At 53.9% G+C, this 18013-nt stretch carries 18 protein-coding genes; 7 read left to right on the plus strand and 11 right to left on the minus strand.

Annotation, left to right across the window (positions count from 1 at the left end; all coding sequences use genetic code 11):
• Positions 1-205: 205 nt before the first annotated feature.
• Positions 206-736, plus strand: coding sequence for an inorganic diphosphatase (ppa, locus tag ACUTSU_RS19145; protein WP_153858279.1), 531 nt, complete (start codon positions 206-208; stop codon positions 734-736).
• 51 nt (positions 737-787) lie between these two features.
• Here the strand turns inward: ppa and ACUTSU_RS19150 are convergent, their stop codons facing one another.
• From ACUTSU_RS19150 to tamA, 3 genes are read right to left on the minus strand one after another with little or no spacing between them, the layout of a single operon-like run.
• Entirely contained in the window at positions 788-1135 is a 348-nt protein-coding gene (locus ACUTSU_RS19150; protein WP_061807503.1) for a gamma-glutamylcyclotransferase family protein, read from the minus strand.
• A 2-nt stretch (positions 1136-1137) separates the two neighbouring features.
• Positions 1138-4956, minus strand: a complete 3819-nt coding sequence (gene tamB, locus ACUTSU_RS19155; RefSeq protein WP_445654594.1) for an autotransporter assembly complex protein TamB — start codon at positions 4954-4956, stop codon at positions 1138-1140.
• The gene (gene tamA, locus ACUTSU_RS19160) at positions 4953-6689 is read right to left on the minus strand and encodes an autotransporter assembly complex protein TamA (RefSeq protein WP_445651160.1); all 1737 of its coding nucleotides are present in this window, start codon (positions 6687-6689) and stop codon (positions 4953-4955) included. The genes tamB and tamA overlap by 4 nt, the downstream gene beginning before the upstream one ends.
• Positions 6690-6976: 287 nt before the next feature.
• Between tamA and msrA the strand changes: the two genes are divergently transcribed.
• Together msrA and ACUTSU_RS19170 are read left to right on the plus strand one after the other, a co-directional pair.
• Positions 6977-7618, plus strand: a complete 642-nt coding sequence (gene msrA, locus ACUTSU_RS19165) for a peptide-methionine (S)-S-oxide reductase MsrA (RefSeq protein WP_445654595.1) — start codon at positions 6977-6979, stop codon at positions 7616-7618.
• 176 nt (positions 7619-7794) lie between these two features.
• The gene (locus tag ACUTSU_RS19170) at positions 7795-9126 is read left to right on the plus strand and encodes a hemolysin family protein (protein WP_445651158.1); all 1332 of its coding nucleotides are present in this window, start codon (positions 7795-7797) and stop codon (positions 9124-9126) included.
• Between the two features lie 270 nt (positions 9127-9396).
• Here ACUTSU_RS19170 and ACUTSU_RS19175 read toward each other — a convergent pair whose 3' ends face one another.
• Positions 9397-9603 carry a DUF1107 domain-containing protein gene (locus tag ACUTSU_RS19175; protein WP_012004917.1) on the minus strand — a complete coding sequence of 69 codons (207 nt, stop codon included), beginning with the start codon at positions 9601-9603 and terminating at the stop codon, positions 9397-9399.
• Between the two features lie 326 nt (positions 9604-9929).
• Here ACUTSU_RS19175 and ACUTSU_RS19180 point away from each other — a divergent pair, with 326 nt between their 5' ends.
• Positions 9930-10487 carry a YtfJ family protein gene (locus tag ACUTSU_RS19180; RefSeq protein ID WP_261421457.1) on the plus strand — a complete coding sequence of 186 codons (558 nt, stop codon included), beginning with the start codon at positions 9930-9932 and terminating at the stop codon, positions 10485-10487.
• Position 10488: 1 nt separating this feature from the next.
• Here the strand turns inward: ACUTSU_RS19180 and cysQ are convergent, their stop codons facing one another.
• The gene (gene cysQ / locus ACUTSU_RS19185; RefSeq protein WP_445652964.1) at positions 10489-11229 is read right to left on the minus strand and encodes a 3'(2'),5'-bisphosphate nucleotidase CysQ; all 741 of its coding nucleotides are present in this window, start codon (positions 11227-11229) and stop codon (positions 10489-10491) included.
• Between the two features lie 256 nt (positions 11230-11485).
• On the opposite strand from cysQ, the gene ACUTSU_RS19190 reads away from it, so the two are divergent.
• Positions 11486-13438: a bifunctional 2',3'-cyclic-nucleotide 2'-phosphodiesterase/3'-nucleotidase gene (locus tag ACUTSU_RS19190; protein WP_445654596.1), complete on the plus strand. Its 1953-nt coding sequence runs from the start codon at positions 11486-11488 to the stop codon at positions 13436-13438.
• Positions 13439-13647: 209 nt separating this feature from the next.
• Here ACUTSU_RS19190 and fklB read toward each other — a convergent pair whose 3' ends face one another.
• Positions 13648-14268: an FKBP-type peptidyl-prolyl cis-trans isomerase gene (gene fklB, locus ACUTSU_RS19195; protein WP_012004913.1), complete on the minus strand. Its 621-nt coding sequence runs from the start codon at positions 14266-14268 to the stop codon at positions 13648-13650.
• A 286-nt stretch (positions 14269-14554) separates the two neighbouring features.
• Between fklB and ACUTSU_RS19200 the strand changes: the two genes are divergently transcribed.
• A complete protein-coding gene (locus tag ACUTSU_RS19200; RefSeq protein WP_445654597.1) occupies positions 14555-15229 on the plus strand; it encodes an OapA family protein in 675 nt (224 codons plus the stop codon).
• Here ACUTSU_RS19200 and ACUTSU_RS19205 read toward each other — a convergent pair.
• The 5 genes from ACUTSU_RS19205 to rpsF all read right to left on the minus strand — a co-directional run bounded on the left by ACUTSU_RS19205 (position 15226) and on the right by rpsF (position 17141).
• Positions 15226-15585, minus strand: a complete 360-nt coding sequence (locus tag ACUTSU_RS19205; protein WP_445654598.1) for a DUF488 domain-containing protein — start codon at positions 15583-15585, stop codon at positions 15226-15228. The genes ACUTSU_RS19200 and ACUTSU_RS19205 overlap by 4 nt on opposite strands.
• Before the next feature lie 109 nt (positions 15586-15694).
• Positions 15695-16147 carry a 50S ribosomal protein L9 gene (rplI, locus tag ACUTSU_RS19210; RefSeq protein WP_012004910.1) on the minus strand — a complete coding sequence of 151 codons (453 nt, stop codon included), beginning with the start codon at positions 16145-16147 and terminating at the stop codon, positions 15695-15697.
• A gap of 39 nt (positions 16148-16186) precedes the next feature.
• On the minus strand, positions 16187-16414 hold the full coding sequence (gene rpsR / locus ACUTSU_RS19215) for a 30S ribosomal protein S18 (protein ID WP_002210155.1): 228 nt from the start codon (positions 16412-16414) through the stop codon (positions 16187-16189).
• A gap of 4 nt (positions 16415-16418) precedes the next feature.
• Positions 16419-16736, minus strand: coding sequence for a primosomal replication protein N (gene priB / locus ACUTSU_RS19220; protein ID WP_445654599.1), 318 nt, complete (start codon positions 16734-16736; stop codon positions 16419-16421).
• Between the two features lie 6 nt (positions 16737-16742).
• Positions 16743-17141, minus strand: a complete 399-nt coding sequence (gene rpsF / locus ACUTSU_RS19225; protein WP_006317459.1) for a 30S ribosomal protein S6 — start codon at positions 17139-17141, stop codon at positions 16743-16745.
• 457 nt (positions 17142-17598) lie between these two features.
• Here rpsF and ACUTSU_RS19230 point away from each other — a divergent pair, with 457 nt between their 5' ends.
• Positions 17599-17865, plus strand: a complete 267-nt coding sequence (locus ACUTSU_RS19230; RefSeq protein ID WP_445654600.1) for a DUF1471 domain-containing protein — start codon at positions 17599-17601, stop codon at positions 17863-17865.
• The last annotated feature ends 148 nt before the right edge of the window (positions 17866-18013 follow it).

Below are 18013 nucleotides of genomic sequence, written 5' to 3' on the forward strand. Positions count from 1 at the left end.
CGCAGAGCCAGACTTCGCCGACTCATTATTATTTGATGACGTTATCGGCAACCGCGGGGAAAACTTAACGTCGTTGGAGGATTAATCTGGAAATTCAGTGGATGACTGTCTGCCGGGACTTGGGTGATGAAAAGGGCAGGAAATCACAAAAGAGTCCGCTATAATAGCCGCCACTCCATTTCTGGTTTGATTAAAGGAAACCGACATGAGCTTGCTTAACGTCCCTGCTGGCAAAGACCTGCCAGAAGACATCTACGTAGTTATCGAAATCCCGGCCAATGCCGATCCAATCAAATATGAAATCGACAAGGACACTGGCGCGCTGTTTGTTGACCGTTTCATGTCCACCGCGATGTTCTATCCGTGCAACTACGGTTACATCAACCACACCCTGTCTCTGGACGGTGATCCGGTTGACGTGCTGGTACCAACGCCATACCCGCTGCAGCCTGGCTCAGTGATCCGCTGCCGTCCGGTGGGCGTCCTGAAGATGACCGACGAAGCCGGTGAAGATGCGAAACTGGTTGCCGTTCCGCACAGCAAACTGAGCAAAGAGTACGATCACATCAAAGATGTGAACGACCTGCCAGAACTGCTGAAAGCCCAGATCTCTCATTTCTTCGAGCACTACAAAGATCTGGAGAAAGGCAAATGGGTGAAAGTGGAAGGCTGGGCAGACGCTGCCGCTGCCAAAGCTGAAATCGTTGCCTCTTTCGAACGTGCAGCCAAGAAGTAATTCTTAGCCGCCGTCCGATAAAAAAACACCGCTCAGTGAGCGGTGTTTTTTTTACTTTTCGTCGAGACGCCTCAGCCAGTCACCGCTGTTGATCCGCGGATAACCGTCCACACTGTGTTTATACAGGTAGATCCACGCACTTCCATAAGGCGTCTGAATCAGCTCGCGCTTATAGTCCTTGGTGTTGCTTTTCAGTTCGTCCAGCTCAGCCAAAATCGATGAGTTGATGCGATACACCTCACAATGTACCGTGCCCTCTCCAGGGATCGCCGCCGGGTAATGACCCAGATTATAAATCTGATAGCCTTCGAGCTCATGCTCGCCTAACCATTGGGCGTTAGTCATCCAATGGCTGTTTCCCTGTTTGCGTCGTAAACTGCCGTAGACAATTATTCGCATCGCTAAAACTCAAACTGATAGAGCAAATCTAATGCCTGGTCGAGACCAGACACCGCTTCAAGATACAATTTAGGCATCAGGCGGTAACGCAACGTCAGTGTGGCCAATGAGTCGAAAATGCCCACCCCATATTTTACTTGTAAGCCAGGGAGAACATAACCGCTGACGACAACCTGGGAACTGTCGCCAACCCCCTGAGTATCCAGGGCCAAGTTGCTTACGCCAAATGCCTCGCCGATTTTACCCACAAGTTGACCACTTTGTGCAACCCCCATCCCAATTAACATTGAGGTCATTGCGTTGCCATCGGCACCGGAACTGCCCAATCCCTGGCCACGCAGCAGATAAGACAGCGCTTCCTGCTGAGATTTGGCCGGATCCGAGAACACTTCCAGCTTCGGTGCATCCGCCAACCCGGTGACGCGTACCCCAGCGGTAACATCATCTTCGGTCGAGTCCGGATTACGGATCGCCTCGAGATTCAGCAACGGCTGGTCCGGCGGACCCGAGAACATCAACTGGCCCTTGCGGACAATCAAATCCTGACCATAAGCATGGAAGCGACCGGAAGGGATGTCAATCTGACCGTTCAGGCCCAAGCCGTTCTTATCCTGCACCACTTTCAGATCGCCCTTCAACCGCGCTTTCAGGCCAAAGGCATCCAGCCGCACATCGTTGCCAACGTGGATCATCAGGTTGCTGTTGATCGGGATCCCTGCGGTTTTCGGCGTTATCGGTTTAAGTTGATCATCCAGCATCACTTCGTCGGAAGAGACACCGACCGCGCTTTCCGGCAGCTCTTGTACCGTAATACGCGCCCACGGAATGTCTACTGAACCATTGAGTGAGAACAGCTGCGGCGTGGCTTCAAACACCAGATCCGGTGAAACGTCGATGCGGATCATCGGCGGCACCGTCACCCGCAATTTATCGCCCTTGGCGGTAATGCGTGCACGCCAGGCATTGATATCACGCCAATCCGCATCACCGAACAGATTAAGCTGACCGTGGGTGGTGCTGACCAGTCCTTCCAGCGTTGAGGTCATACCGTCGAAGTTCATCACCAGACGACCGTTGGTCATGTCGAACGGCATCCAGTGACCGTCAATATCGACCTTGTCCAACGCCATGCGACCATAAACCAAAGGTTTCTGAGCACTACCGCCCAGACGCAGGTTGGCGTTCAACATACCCGCCGCTTTTTCTCCCTGCATCAGCGCCGGGTTAATCATCGCCAGTGAAATATTGGTAATGTTGACGTTACCGCTGATATTGCGGCGCACCTGCGGATCGGCAACCTGTACGTTACCGTCAAACTGACCATTATTGGTCAGCTTGATCAACCAGTCGGCCTGCGCACGGCCATTGGTTAGCCCGGCGTTAAGGTTTAGCTTGTCGAAGGCGATCGGTAGCGCATTGCCCTGTACCCGCTGTACCACCTTCACCCCATTGCCCACCAGTGAGACTTTCGCCTCCGGCAGCGCACCGCCAGGTTTCCAGCTAACGTCCGCCCGCCCGGTGAACACGCCGCTCAGCGCCGTTTCCGGCCCGAGGAAAGGCTTGATCATCGCCAGATCAAAGCGGTTCAACACCACGCTGGCCTGTCCGCTCTGCCCGGCTTCGATGGTTTTCGGTACGCAGAGCTCGGCATTCGGGTTCTGCCAGCAGTGCGGCCCGATACTGATTTTCTGTGCGGTATTCAGATAATCAAGTGCGATAGCGCGGGTTAACCGCCATTCGCCCACCGGAGTATCGAAGCGAGTATTACTCAGGTTGCCGCGCCAGCGTTGCTGCTCGCGATCGAAACTACCCTGCAGCGCCAACTGGCCAGAGACCGGTTTGCCGTCAATTTTCAGCTGCAGTTGGTGCTGTTTCTCACTGCCTTTGGCAGTAAGCTGAAGCAAGTTGATGTCCAACGCATCTTGCTTCAGCTGTTCGACACGTACTGCCAGTTGCCCCTGGATCTGGTCACTGGAACGCACGTCGCCGTCAATTTTCACCCGGTTGATGCGCAATGCCTGCCACTGCAGGCCAGAAGCGGTCAGATCAGCCAGCAACTGAGGCGCCTGCATGTTGCCACGTAGTTTAAGCAGGCCTTTCGCCGTACCGCCCAGTCCAGGTAAAGCGCCGTCCAGACGTGGCGCATCAATGTTCGCATCCAGATTCCAGCTCTTCTCGTCCAGTTGCCCTTTGACGTTCAGCTGGTTGCGTCCCAGGGTCAGATCGATACCCGGAATTTTCCATTGGCCGGCAGCGTTGCCACTAAGCGTACCGCGCGCGGTGACCTTGTTTTGCTTCACGTTACCGTCGAGCTGCAGCACCGGTACCTGTAATTGCCAACTGCCACCGTGCAAACTGCCGCGAGTGGTGATCTTGCCGGTAAGCGTAGCTGGCCACTCAGGCCACTGTTTGGCGGTATTGATGCCGCTCAGCGTCAGCTGTGAATTCCAACTGATGGCCTTGCTCCAGTCCACCAGCGCAGTCAGGTCGGTATTACCCTGCAAGGCCGCCAACCGCAGGCGATCCAGTTTGAACTGTTCAACATTTCCTTTGCCGTCCAGCGTCAGCACCGCCGGGGGCAAGTCCTTGCCTTTGATATTGGCGCGGGTCGATAACGCATAGTCGGTTGCCTTGCCATTGAAGCGCAGGCGGAAATCGTTAATCTGGTATTGCGACTCACCGCTCAGCGGCCATTTCAGCTGTTTGCTTTGCAGCGTCAATACCAGCGGTAAACCGGCTTCGGCTAACCGGGTTTGCAGATCAAGCTGCGCGCCGACCGGGCCGGACAGGTTGAGCGCTACCTTGAGTTCTTCACGCAGCCCGCCGCCAATGTTCAGCTTTACCTTTTCGCCTTTCAATGGATCGATGTTCAACGTGCTGTTGGCCACCATTTCCACCGGCCAACTGCCGGTCAGCGTAGCTTGCCCCTGAGCCGACAGTGTGCCCTGCGGAGATTTCACATCAAAGTTGTCCAGTTGTATATGCTGATCCAGAGTACTGGCCTGCAGCAGCAGGCTGGTAATCAACATGTCGGTATCACCGGTCAGTCGCAGCTGTTCACCGCTGATCTCCTTGACGGTGATATCCAGCGGCAGGCGAATATCCGGCAGATCCGGCAGCAGCGGCTTGGCAAACAGTTCTTTCAGGGTTTCGCCCAGCGGCTTCTCTTCCGGCTGAGGGGCCGGCTTCTCGGGCTGATTGGCTTTTTCCTCAACCTTTTTCGCCACCTCAACCACCGGTTGCACCGCCTCCGGCAGTGGGTTCTGCGGCGTTTTCGGCAGGGCTATCAGCAAGCCGCTGATTTTAGTTGGCAGCAGGGTCAGAGCACGTTCTTGCCACTGTGCGCCAGTACGGAACTCGCCAAGAGAAATGGCCGTATCGTCGACGCTGACCTTAACGTTGTTCAACGCCAGCAGGCGCAAAGTGATAGGGTACGGCGTGCTCAGGTTGGTCGTGGGCTCGCTGGTTTCTGCCACCGGTGCGGACGGCGTCATTTCTTTGGTTTTCACCACTACATCCACGTCCTGCGCGGTCAGGGCGTTAACGCACAGCGAGCTGTTTTTAAAACAGGCCAGATCGAGCGACAGATGGAACTGCCCGGCATTTACCGTCACGCCCGGCATCTGGTATTTCACGCCTTTCAGCGTCAGGTCACGCCAGCCGCCAGTGACGCTGGCAATATCCAGCCCCGGCACCCAGCGTGCCGCACTGTTGATAACCAAATGCAGACCACTGGTGGTCCCGAGCAGGTATGCCACGCCGCCGATCAGCAACAGCAGGACAATCAGGAAACCCAGGCAAATCTTTTTTATCAGGCTCATAGTTCAGGCCCCAAACCAATATAGAACTGCACCCCGTGGGTGTCTTTATCCCCAACCGGGGCGGCGATATCGAGCTTCACCGGGCCAACCGGTGACTGCCAGCGCACGCCGAAGCCGGCACCGGTCTTAAAGTCGCTCTGCTTGATATCGTTCACCGCTTCGCCTGAATCGACAAACACCGCGCCCCACCATTTACCGGTCACGTTATATTGATACTCCAGCGAGCCGGTCAGCATTTTGGAAGCGCCAGTCAGCTTACCGTCGTCGTCGCGGGGTGAAATGCCCTTGTACTTGTAGCCACGAATGCTGCGATCGCCACCGGCGAAAAATCGCAGGTCCGGCGGCACTCTTTCAAAGTCGTTGGTTTCAATCCAGCCCACCTGCCCACGCGCGACAAAACGGTGTTTGTCGGCCAGGGTGCGGATCCAAACGTTCTGCGCCTGCATCAGCGCAAAGTCCACGTCAGATCCCCAGGTGCTGTCGGACACATCAATAGAATAGCGCTGGCTGTCACCCCAGGTGGGCATCAGGCCACCGCGTGAACGGGTGCGGTTAACACTAACGCCGGGATACAGCAGCATGGTGGTGTTGGTAACGTTACCCTGAGTAAAGTGGTCAAGACGCCAAGTCAGGTTGAGTGCCCGCTGCCAGCCGCTGGAGAGATCCCAGTTGCGGGAAACCACCGCTTTTGAGGTGACGGACTTGGTATCGTTGAGATCAACGTTCTTGAAACCACCCTGCAGCAGGTAGTACTGCTCCAGTGGATTTTTCAATAACGGGATTTTATAGGTCAAATCGAGCTGCTGTTCCGGAGCCGAAATGCTGGCACTGGTTTCCAGACTGTGACCACGGTCGTTAAGCCACGGCTTTTTCCAGGTGCCTTTGATCCGGGGACCGACATCGGTGGAATAACCAACACCGGTTTCGATGGTGTTACGCGTGCGCGGCGTGACCAACGCATCTAACGGCAAAATCTTGTTCTCTTTGGCATCTTGGAAATCAGGGGACACCACCACCGAGTTAAACCAGTTAGTGGCGGATAAACGGCGGTTCAGTTCGGCCAGATCTTCCGAACTGTAATAATCCCCCTGATGAAAGGGCACCAGATTTTGCAGATAGTCTTCACGAATTTGCGAGCCGGTGAATTTCACCTGGCCAAAGCGATAACGCTGGCCACTGTTGAAATCAATGTCCCAATAGGCCTTGTGCAGATCTTCGGCCACGCCGAGCTGGCTTTTGGTCATATCGGCATCGAAATAGCCCTTACGTAGTGCCAGACCGGTCAGCGAACCTTTAAAACTGTCGTATTTGCCGTGATTGAGGATCTCGCCTATCGTCGGCTTGCCTTTTTTGACTAACGACAGATAGTCCTCATCGGTTTTTGCGCCGCCTTCCAGCACGATATTGGCACTGGCAATTCGCACCGGTTCGCCAGGGTTAACCTTGGCGTGCAGCACCGGGCGAGTCAGCCCTGGCCGGTCATCGAGCGTAAATTCGATGGTTGGCTGATAATAGCCGAGTGCTCGCAGCCCCTGGCGGACCGCTTCATCTACACGGGCACGAAAACGGCCATTCGTACTGACCTCTTCCGGCGTGATGGAGGACAAACGCACCCGGACGTTCTTTTCCAGTTCCCCACTAAGTCCTTCAACCTGCAGGCGCACATTCGCCGAATAAGCCGCAGGCGTGGCGAGCAGCGCACACACAAAGCACAGGGCACGGTATCGTGGCACGTGTTCTCCTTAATTTATTTTACTTTCCTGAAATAACACTCACTCTGGGGCCAGGGCCTACTCCGCGCTATCAGGACGGCGGCCCTTTTCAGCATTATTCCAGACGCTGCATGTTACGGTTTTACTGCCGCAGTAAACTGGCGCATTCTTATCTTTTGGCGCTCTAAATACTGCGTTAATCTGAGACATAATCTCAATATGTAGCTTATTGTGGGCAAAGTTGCGGTTAGATACAACTTAACTGCCGCCTCTTAGGCCAATTCTTACTGTGACAACAGGAGTCAACCGTGGTGCCATTCTTTGATAAAACACAAACCGTCGACCGGGCAAACGCATTGCCTGGCCGCACCACGCCCATGCCGGTTGCCACGCTTAACGTGGTCACCAATCACTCAATGACCCAGGTGCCGGACGGCATGGAGGTAGCGATCTTCGCCATGGGGTGTTTCTGGGGAGTGGAACGCTTGTTCTGGCAGCAGCAAGGGGTTTACAGCACCGCAGCAGGCTACAGCGGTGGCTATACGCCAAACCCGACTTATCGCGAAGTGTGCAGCGGCCAAACGGGCCACACTGAAGTGGTGCGAATAGTATTCGACCCGAAAATCATCAACTATAAACAGTTGCTGCAGGTGTTTTGGGAGAACCACGACCCGGCGCAAGGCATGCGCCAGGGCGGCGACGTCGGTACTCAGTACCGCTCGGCGATTTATACGCTGACGCCAGAGCAGCAGACCGAAGCGGAAAGCAGCCTGCAGCGTTTCCAACAGGCGATGGACCAGGCTGGCGATAAACGCACCATCACCACCGAAATCGCACCGGCACTGCCGTTCTACTATGCCGAGGACGACCACCAACAGTACCTGTACAAAAACCCCGAAGGATACTGTGGCCTGGGGGGCATAGGTGTTTGTTTACCCCCACAGGGCTAAGTCGCAGGTTGGCGGTAATTTTTAACCACTGGCGGCCCCGGTAGAGCTGCTGCTATACTGTGCGGGCCGCATCTGCGGCCTGATAACCTCCTTTCTGGTTGTTATCGCTACTTTTTTTACAATGTACTACCCTTCCTCAAGAGCGCCGTCATCCCGTCGGCACGTATGGATAGATTATGTTAAACAGTATTTTACTGATTCTTTTTCTGATCGCAGTGAGTGCGTTCTTCTCACTGTCGGAAATATCTCTGGCCGCGTCACGCAAGATTAAACTGAAAATGATGGCTGACGAAGGTAACGTCAATGCCGCCAAAGTCCTCAAACTGCAGGAAACCCCGGGGCTGTATTTTACCGTGGTACAGATTGGCCTGAACGCCGTAGCCATTCTCGGCGGTATCGTCGGCGATGCAGCCTTTTCTCCTACTTTCCAACCGTTGTTCGATCGCTTTCTGTCATCTGAACTGGCAGAGCAGGCCAGCTTCGTCTGTTCATTCGTGCTGGTAACCAGTCTGTTTATCCTGTTTGCAGATTTGACCCCGAAGCGCATCGGTATGATTGCACCAGAGACGTTTGCCGTCCGGATCATCAACCCGATGCGTTTCTCGATCATGATTTTCCGGCCGCTGGTGTGGTTCTTCAACGGCATGGCAAACCTGATCTTCCGCCTGTTCAAACTGCCGATGGTGCGCAAAGACGACATCACCTCCGACGATATCTATGCGGTGGTTGAAGCCGGTGCCCTGGCGGGCGTGCTGCGCAAACAGGAACATGAGCTGATCGAAAACGTATTTGAACTGGAGTCTCGCACCGTCCCTTCATCGATGACCTCGCGCGAAAGCGTGGTTTACTTTGACCTGCGTGAGACCGAAGAAAGCATTATCGAGAAGGTCTCAACCCATCCGCACTCCAAGTTCCTGGTGTGTGATGGCAATATCGATCAAGTCGTCGGCTACGTGGACTCCAAAGACCTGTTGAACCGCGTGCTGGGCAATCAGAGCCTAGTGCTGAGCAGCGGCGTGCAGATCCGCTCGGCGCTGATCGTGCCGGATACCCTGACGCTCTCTGAAGCGCTGGAAAGCTTTAAAACCGCCGGTGAAGACTTTGCGGTTATTCTTAATGAGTATGCCTTGGTCGTGGGGATCATCACACTCAATGACGTGATGACCACGCTGATGGGCGATCTGGTAGGCCAGGGCCAGGAAGAGCAGATCGTAGCGCGTGATGAAAGCTCATGGCTGATTGAAGGCGGTACGCCGATTGAAGATGTAATGCGCGTGCTGCACATTGATGAGTTCCCGCAGGCGGGCAACTACGAAACCATCGGCGGCTTTATGATGTATATGCTGCGCAAGATCCCGAAACGGACCGACTTCGTCAAATACGCCGGTTACAAGTTTGAAGTGGTGGATATCGACAGCTACAAGATTGACCAGCTGTTGGTAACCCGGTTGAGCGACAAACCGGCATCGGTACTGCCGAAGGCGCCGGAAGAAACCTCCGCGGCCTGATCTCAACCGGTAAAACATCAGCGGCCCCAAACGGGGCCGCAATTATTTTAGCTTTTGCAGGTGCTCTAACTATTACCCTATGAATTTCGAGTTGCGGCTAGGCGGCCAGCTCACTCATCCCCAGGCGCTTACTTTAGTAAGTCACTGGGGTGACAAATCTGTCGGGAACAGATTTGAACGCGCGATCAGCGGCCCTGAAAGGGCAAGGACCATGGATGGGCCTTGTAAGCAGGTAACAACGCTGCGGCTTGAAAGGCGACGGGTAATCTATCAACCCATCTCGGTCTGCAGTAACAACACCTGACGGTTAACCTCTGACATCACGCTGAAGTGACGCCGGTCGCGAATTTTCGGCAGCAGAATTTTCCCTTCATCGAATTCGAACGCGCCCACATCTTTGATATATAGCCGGCCACGAAACAGGGTCTTAACGTACTTCGCCACTTTCAACGGGTTATAACGCTGGAAGATTCTCATTCTATTACTTTCCTCCGTTTGGTCCATGCGCTCAGCGAGCCGCCAAGGTGGCAGCCTCTAAAGTAAGAACGCAACTTGATTGCCATGTAGTAGACCTAGTAAAGACCATAACGTTCATTTCCGCCTGGAGAACTTCACTGGATTTACACTTTTTGACAGAATTGTATATTATTATATATAACTTTTTCAGTATATCCCTTCAAAAACCGGGTATTAGCGGTCAGAAGGAAGAACTGAGATCCGGCTAACAGGACAGACCTCCGATCACCACCTATGCTTTAGGCTGTCGGGTGCTGTCGGCACCATTCCCCCTTCAAGGAGAAGGCATGAAAAAAAGTCACATGCTCATTGCATCCCTGCTGTTTGCACCCCTTTTTGCCTCGGCGCATAACTTCCAGCTCCAGCAACGCGTAGCGCCGATTGGCGTCAGCGACAAGGGTGAGTTGAACTACGCTAATGATAAGTTTAGCTATCAAAACTGGAATAGCGCGCAGCTCAGTGGAAAAGTGCGAGTCATCCAGCATATTGCCGGCCGCAGCTCTGCCAAAGACATGAACGACCCACTGATTGAAGCGATTAAGAAAGCCAAGCTACCGCACGATCGTTACCAAACGACGACAATAGTAAATACCGATGATGCCCTGCTCGGCACGGCGATGTTTGTCCGCAGCAGCATTGAAGACAGCAAGAAAGAGTTCCCCTGGTCGCAGTTTGTGGTCGACAGCAACGGCAACGTGCGCAAAGCCTGGGATTTGCAGCCGAAGGGGTCAGCCATTGTCGTGCTGGATAAGCAAGGCAGGATCCAGTTCGCCAAAGACGGCGCACTGACGCCAGAAGAGGTGCAGCAGGTCATGAGCCAACTGCACCAACTCCTGGCGAATTGATTTAGAACAGCGAAACCCGGAAGCCGGGGTTGAGGAAAGACTCACGCGGCGTATAGAGCAGCGGCCTGCCCTGCCAGTCGTGGATCTGCGCTCCGGCCGCCACCGCGACCGCGTGTCCGGCAGCGGTATCCCAGATATTGGTCGGCCCAAAACGTGGGTAAAGCTGCGCTTTACCTTCCGCCACCAGGCAGAACTTCAGCGAGGAACCGACGGATACGGTCTGATGCTCGCCTAACTGCTTCAGGTAATCTTTCAGTTCTTCATCACTGTGTGAACGGCTCACCACCACCAGGGGCGGATTGGCGTTACTGACGCCAATCGCCTGGCGTTGGCCCTTTTCTTCTTTCCAGGCTTTACCGCGTTCGGCCAGGTACAACACATCAATCGCCGGGGCGTAAACCACGCCCATCACCGCCTGCCCGTCTTCAATCAACGCGATATTTACCGTGAATTCGCCGTTACGATTGAGGAATTCCTTGGTGCCATCCAGCGGATCGACCAGCCAGTAACGCGTCCAGTTCTGTCGCACTGCCCAGCTCGGTGGATCTTCTTCTGACAGTAAAGGTATTTCCGGCGTTAATGCCGCCAGACCACGTTGGATAATATGGTGCGCCGCCAGATCGGCCGCCGTCACCGGGGAATCATCTTTTTTCTGTGCGACATCAAGCGGTTGTTTACCGTCATATACCGCCATGATCGCTGCGCCCGCCTCACGGGACAGTTGGCAAATTTGCTCTAACATCATTCACCTCAGATATGCAGTTCCATGGGTCATTTCCCCTTTCTCATTGCTAGCAGCCTAGTTTTTTTTGCATCGAATATCCATCACAACGATTTAACTCGCGGTAATTGCTCAAGTCTTTGCCGTCACAACTGTGACATTTACTGCCCCATCTCGGCTGATTTTCTGCCACACTTCACAGTTTGGTGAGACAACCAATGTTAATTACATGTCCCTCTGCAATAAAACTCGAAAAATGGAATGGAGAAAACTAAAAATGATGAAGCGTCCGCTGACGTTGTCTGCCCTCGCTATGCTGATGTGCGCCTCAGCACAAGCGGCAACGGTCGATCTACGCGTGCTGGAAACGACCGACCTACACAGCAACATGATGGATTTCGATTACTACAAGGATAAACCGACCGATAAATTCGGTCTGGTCCGTACCGCCAGCCTGATTGAGCAAGCCCGCCAGCAGGCAGCCAATACGGTGCTGGTGGACAACGGCGACATTATTCAGGGCAGCCCGCTCGGCGATTATATGGCGGCCAAAGGCCTGAAACCCGGCGATGTACACCCGGTGTATAAGGCGATGAATACCCTGAATTATGTGGTCGGCAATATCGGCAACCATGAATTCAACTACGGGCTCGATTACCTGAAAAACGCCATTGCCGGTGCCAAATTCCCGTATATCAACGCCAACGTGATCGACGCTAAAACGCAGAAACCTCTGTTCACTCCTTACATTATCGTCGATACGCCGGTAAAAGACCGTGATGGCAAAGAACATAGTTTGCGCATCGGTTATATCGGCTTTGTGCCGCCGCAAATCCTGGTGTGGGACAAAGCCAATCTGCAGGGCAAGGTCACTGTCAACGACATCACCGAAACCGCTAAACGTTACGTGCCGGAAATGCGCAAACAGGGCGCAGATCTGGTTGTGGTTATCCCGCACTCCGGCCTGTCCAGCGAGCCGTACAAAGCCATGGCGGAAAACTCGGTGTACTACCTCAGCCAGGTACCAGGTATCGACGCCATCATGTTCGGCCATGCTCACGCCGTGTTCCCGAGCAAGGGCTTTGCCAATATCAAAGGGGCTGACATCGCACAGGGTACGCTGAACGGCATCCCGGCCGTGATGCCGGGCCAGTGGGGGGATCATCTCGGTGTGGTCGATCTGCAATTGAATAACGACAGCGGCACCTGGAAAGTCACAGCGGCCAAAGCGCAAGCTCGGCCGATTTACGACAAAGAGAACAAAAAATCGCTGGCGGCGGAAGATGCCAACCTGCTGAGGGTACTGGCGGAAGATCACAAAGGCACGCGAGACTTCGTCAGCAAGCCTGTCGGTAAAGCCGACGGCAACATGTACAGCTATCTGGCGCTGGTGCAGGATGACCCGACGGTGCAGATTGTGAATAACGCGCAAAAGGCCTACGTCGAGCACTATATTCAGGGCGATCCGGACCTGGCGGACCTGCCGGTGCTGTCCGCAGCGGCGCCGTTCAAGGTGGGTGGACGCAAAAACGATCCGGCCAGTTTTGTTGAAGTGGAAAAAGGTCAGCTCACCTTCCGTAACGCTTCAGACCTTTACCTTTATCCCAACACACTGGTGGTGGTGAAAGCCAGCGGCAAAGATGTGAAGGAATGGCTGGAATGTTCCGCCGGGCAGTTCAACCAGATCGACGTCAACAGCAGCAAACCACAGGGCCTGATCAACTGGGACGGTTTCCGCACCTATAACTTCGATGTCATTGACGGGGTTAATTATCAGGTCGACGTCAGCCAACCGGCGCGTTACGACGGCGAATGCCAGTTAATTAACGACAAGGCGGAACGCATCAAAGAACTGACGTTCAAAGGCAAACCGATCGATCCGAAAGCCACCTTCCTGGTTGCCACCAATAATTACCGCGCGTACGGCGGCAAGTTTGCCGGTACCGGCGATCAACACATTGCCTTCGCCTCACCGGATGAGAACCGCTCGGTACTGGCGGCTTATATCAGCGCTGAAACCAAACAACGCGGCGCAGTGAAGCCACAGGTGGATAATAACTGGCGCTTGGCCACATTCAGCAGCCCGCAGCCGTTGGATATCCGCTTCGAAACCTCACCGAGTGACAAAGCCACTGCGTTTATCAAAGCGCATGCCCAGTACCCGATGAAAGCCGAAGGGACAGACAGCATCGGCTTTGCGGTTTATCAGATTGATTTGCAGAAGAAATAAACAATAAGGGCGCCGTTAAGGCGCCCTTTAGGTTGCTGACAAAGCAGGAAAAAGCGTGATTTTTCCTGCTTTGTGGTGAGCAGCCGAAAATCAATAAATTGATTTTCCTGATTTTTATTTATCGGCCTCTACTCGCTCTGGGCAGGAATGAGGTTTGTCATCAGTCTGAAGGGCGCCGTTAAGGCGCCCTTGAAAAACTCTGCAGTGACTTACAGAATTTCCAACAGTTCTACGTCAAACACCAGCGCGCTGAATGGCGGGATGGATGCGCCTGCACCACGCTCGCCGTAGGCCAGGTCGTGTGGGATGTACAGCTGCCATTTGGAGCCGACCGGCATCAGAGTCAGCGCTTCGATCCAGCCTGGGATCACGCCGCTGACCGGGAATTCTGCCGGCTGGCCGCGCTCTACGGAGCTGTCGAACACGTCGCCGTTAATCAGACGACCGGTGTAATGCACACGCACGCGATCCTGACGGGACGGGATTGGGCCATCGCCCTGCTCCAGCACGGAGAACTGCAGACCGGATTCGGTCAGCGTCACTTCGTCACGCTTGGCGTTGTCTTCCAGGAATTTCTGACCTTCAACGGCCATCGCCTGCTGACGATCGCGGCGTACAGCATCAGCACGTTCGTGAATTTCACGCAGCGCACGGTGAACCACGTCTACCGGAACCGCCGGGGCATTCCCTTCCAGCGCGTCACGCAAACCTGCCAGCAAAGCTTCCGGTTGTAAACCTTCCAGACCGGACTCTTGCAACTGCTGGCCGACCTGTAAACCAATCCCGTAACTCGCTTGAGCTTCAACGCTGTCAAAAGAAGGGGTTGTCATGGGGTTTTCCTTTAGTCTTTAAAAAGTCGAAAGCGCAGCATAACAGCGCCGTAAAGCCGGGTAAAATCTTGTGTGGAGAATGATGACTTTTGTCGTAGAAAAAGAAACAATAACCTCCTGTTAACGCCCGCTCCCGCGCCCCAGGCGAAAAGCCTGCCGCAACAGGCATGGGTTTGCTGCTGCCTTTCACTTCAATCAGTTAGCGGACTATACTGAAACAAGAGCATCGGGACGTCGGTACAGACTTTTGTACCCTGATATTTTACGCCGTTGAAGAGAGGTCACCATGGGCAGAATCTCGCCCAGGAGAAGGAAAACCACCCGTGTCTACCAGCCATTGCTGCGCACCTGGCTGAACTTCAGCCAGCGCCTGAAACCAGGCTCCGCGCCAGAGGCGGTAGAAGATCCGGATTCAGAAAAACCACCGGGAAACGGTAAGGGGCAAAATATCAAAGCATTGCTGCTGAAGATCTGGCACCTGCCGGACGGTTTCAATTGGATGGAGCCATTACCTTATTTTCACCGCCGCTGGACCCTGATTTTCGGCATCATCCTGCTGCTGGCGTTGCTATGGCCTTATTCTCCACAAAACAGTGGGCAACCTTTCCCGGTTACCCAGCAGGATAACAGCGTGCCATTGCGGGCCGATCTGCAAAATGATGCCCAGCAACAACACGCTGCCGAACCTGAACCGGCAGGCAACTGGCAACGCTTCCAGATCCAGCCGGGGCAGACGCTGGCGCAACTGTTCCGCGACAACAGCCTGCCGGTGAACGAAGTCTTCGCCATGGCGCAGGTGGAAGGTAATGACAAGCCGCTCAGTAACATGAAAGCCGGCCAGGAGGTGCGGATTGAACGTGATACTAACGGCGTGATCACTGCGCTCTCGGTCACCGCCGCTGATAATACGCAGGTGTTGTTCCGTCGTCAGGCCGACGGAAGCTATCGCCGCGAGCGTTAATCCGCTAACTGCGCCAGAAGAAAGTCGCGCAGCACGACGCCCTGGTTGTGCTGCGTGTCTTTACTGCCATAAAGCAGGGTCAGGGGCTGACCTTGCCGTAATAATGCCACCAACGGCTGCCAGTCATCATTTTCCGCCAGTTGCCATCGATAGCGGCTTTCAAACTCTTCCCACTGCTCAAGGTGCTGATGAAACCACTGCCGCAGTGCGTTATCCGGTGCCACCTGTTTTAGCCACTGCACGCCCTGCAGCCGTTCCTTGCTGATGCCTCGCGGCCACAGTCGATCAATCAGATAGCAGTTCACCGGCGCCGGGCCAGTAAAATCATATACACGCTGTAAGTTAATCTCTGCCATTTGCCGCTGCTCCTCACTCAAGGTGATAACAGGGTAACGCGATTTACCGAACACAGAAAAGCAAAACGCCAGCACGAGGCTGGCGTTTTAACTTGGTGAGCAGTAGCGATTAAGCTTCTGCTACCACAACTACATTCAGCTGTGCGAATACGTCGCTGTGTACCTGGAACTGAACTTCGTGTTCACCAGTGGTACGCAGAACGCCATTCGGCAGACGAACTTCGCTCTTGGCAACTTCAACGCCTGCCGCAGTAACTGCGTCAGCGATGTCGCGGGTGCCGATAGAGCCGAACAGTTTACCTTCGTCGCCTGATTTAGACGCGATGGTGACTGAACCCAGTTCGTTGATCTTGGTTGCGCGAGCTTCAGCAGCAGTCAGAATTTCAGCCAGTTTGGCTTCCAGTTCTGCACGGCGAACTTCGAAGAACTCTACGTTTTTCTTGGTAGCAGGAACAGCTTTGCCCTGTGGTACCAGGAAGTTACGGGCGTAGCCCGCTTTAACGTTAACTTGATCACCCAGGCTGCCCAGGTTTGCTACTTTATCAAGCAGAATAACTTGCATTACCTTATCCTCTTAAAGTCGTTAATAGACGGCGGCCGATTACTGATGACGATCAGTGTATGGCAGCAGGGACAGGTAGCGAGCGCGCTTGATGCAGCGAGCCAGCTGACGCTGGTATTTTGCACGAGTACCGGTAATACGGCTCGGGACAATTTTACCGCTTTCGGTAATGTAGTTTTTCAACGTTGCGATATCTTTGTAATCGATCTCAACAACGCCTTCCGCTGTGAAACGGCAGAACTTGCGACGACGGAAATAACGTGCCATTAGGCTAGTCTCCAGAATCTATCAATTCAATCTGCTCGGCATGCAACACCATTTTGCTCAGTCCATTGCGCCCTTGATGGCTGCTAATGAAACCGGAAACGGTGAGAGGCGTGCCGACCGTTATACTTTGAGTAACGACCTGATGGGTCTTGCCGCTGATAATCACCGGCATACGACACCAAGCTTGCCGGGTAAAACCGGCTTCCACTTGCACTGAACGGTGCTCAAGCACGAACTGGCAATGTGGAATACCTGACGGGCTCACTTTACGCGTCGGCGTCTTGCACACAGTGCCAGACAACGTCAGCCGATTAGCCGTCACGGTAAATTACTCTTCAGAATCCCCAGCATCAGCATCATCTGCGGTTTCGTTAGCGAAGTCTTCGCGGCGATCGCCACGACGTTCGTCTTTCGCTTTAACCATCGGAGATGCTTCAGTTACCGCGTGCTTAACGCGCATAACCATGCTACGGATAACGGCGTCGTTGAAGCGGAAGTTTGTTTCCAGCTCATCGATCGCTTCCTGCGGAGCTTCAACGTTCAGCAGAACGTAGTGGGCTTTGTGCAGTTTGTTGATCGGGTAAGCCAGTTGACGGCGGCCCCAGTCTTCCAGACGGTGAATCTGACCAGCAGCGTTAGTGATGGTAGCACTGTAACGCTCGATCATGCCCGGAACCTGTTCGCTTTGGTCAGGATGGACCATAAAAACGATTTCGTAATGACGCATCGAATTGCTCCTTACGGATTATTCAGCCTCCTGTCAGGGTCAACCGCGGCCCATGGAAGCAAGGAACGTGTATGTGTGTGCGGCTGAAAAAATGACGCGTAATCATACTTGCGCAGGCTGAAAAACTCAAGGGTCGAAGGGGGCTTATTATCGGTAATGCGAAGCGGATGCGTAAATAGCACGATTTGCTGTCAGTAAAACCTATGTACACAAATCCATCAGTTGAAAAAATCTCTCAATAAAATCATCACTGCCGCATGAATTTCGTTCATTTTTTTTGAAATAGGTCATCAAAATGGCGGCCTTTTTAATCCTGCCAGAAGGTCTAAAATTGTAGTTATCCGCCGCAGACAGCGCGACGAAAAAGATTTGAGGTTATTCAATACATATAAATAACTTTTTGCTGCACTGGCACCCGCTGTCAGGCCGTTGAAGCAAACAGTTAAGAGAGGCAATTATGAAACGCATTACCCTCGTTACCGCCATTGCTTTACTGTTTTCCGCCAACGTCATGGCCGCGACAGAAATCACCTCACACCAGGCAGATCAACGTCAGAGCGTTGGCTTCGTCACGCTGAACCAGAATGTGGTTTCTCCGGATGACGCCACCAGCCAGGTGAGCAAGATAGCCGAACAGCGCGGTGCTACCGCCTATCGGATCATTGCCCTGCATGAGCCTGAAAACAACAGCACCCTCCACGTCAGCGCCGAACTGTATCGCTAAATGAAAATGCAGTACCAGGGAAACAGCTCGCGCCTAAAACAGTAAATCAAACTGCGAAAGTCACTATCAGCCCCCTGCCTGCAGGGGGCTGAGGTTGCTGACAAAGCAGGAAAAAGCGTGGTTTTTCCTGCTTTGTGGTGAGCAGCCG

Source organism: Serratia sp. NA_13 (assembly GCF_052691735.1).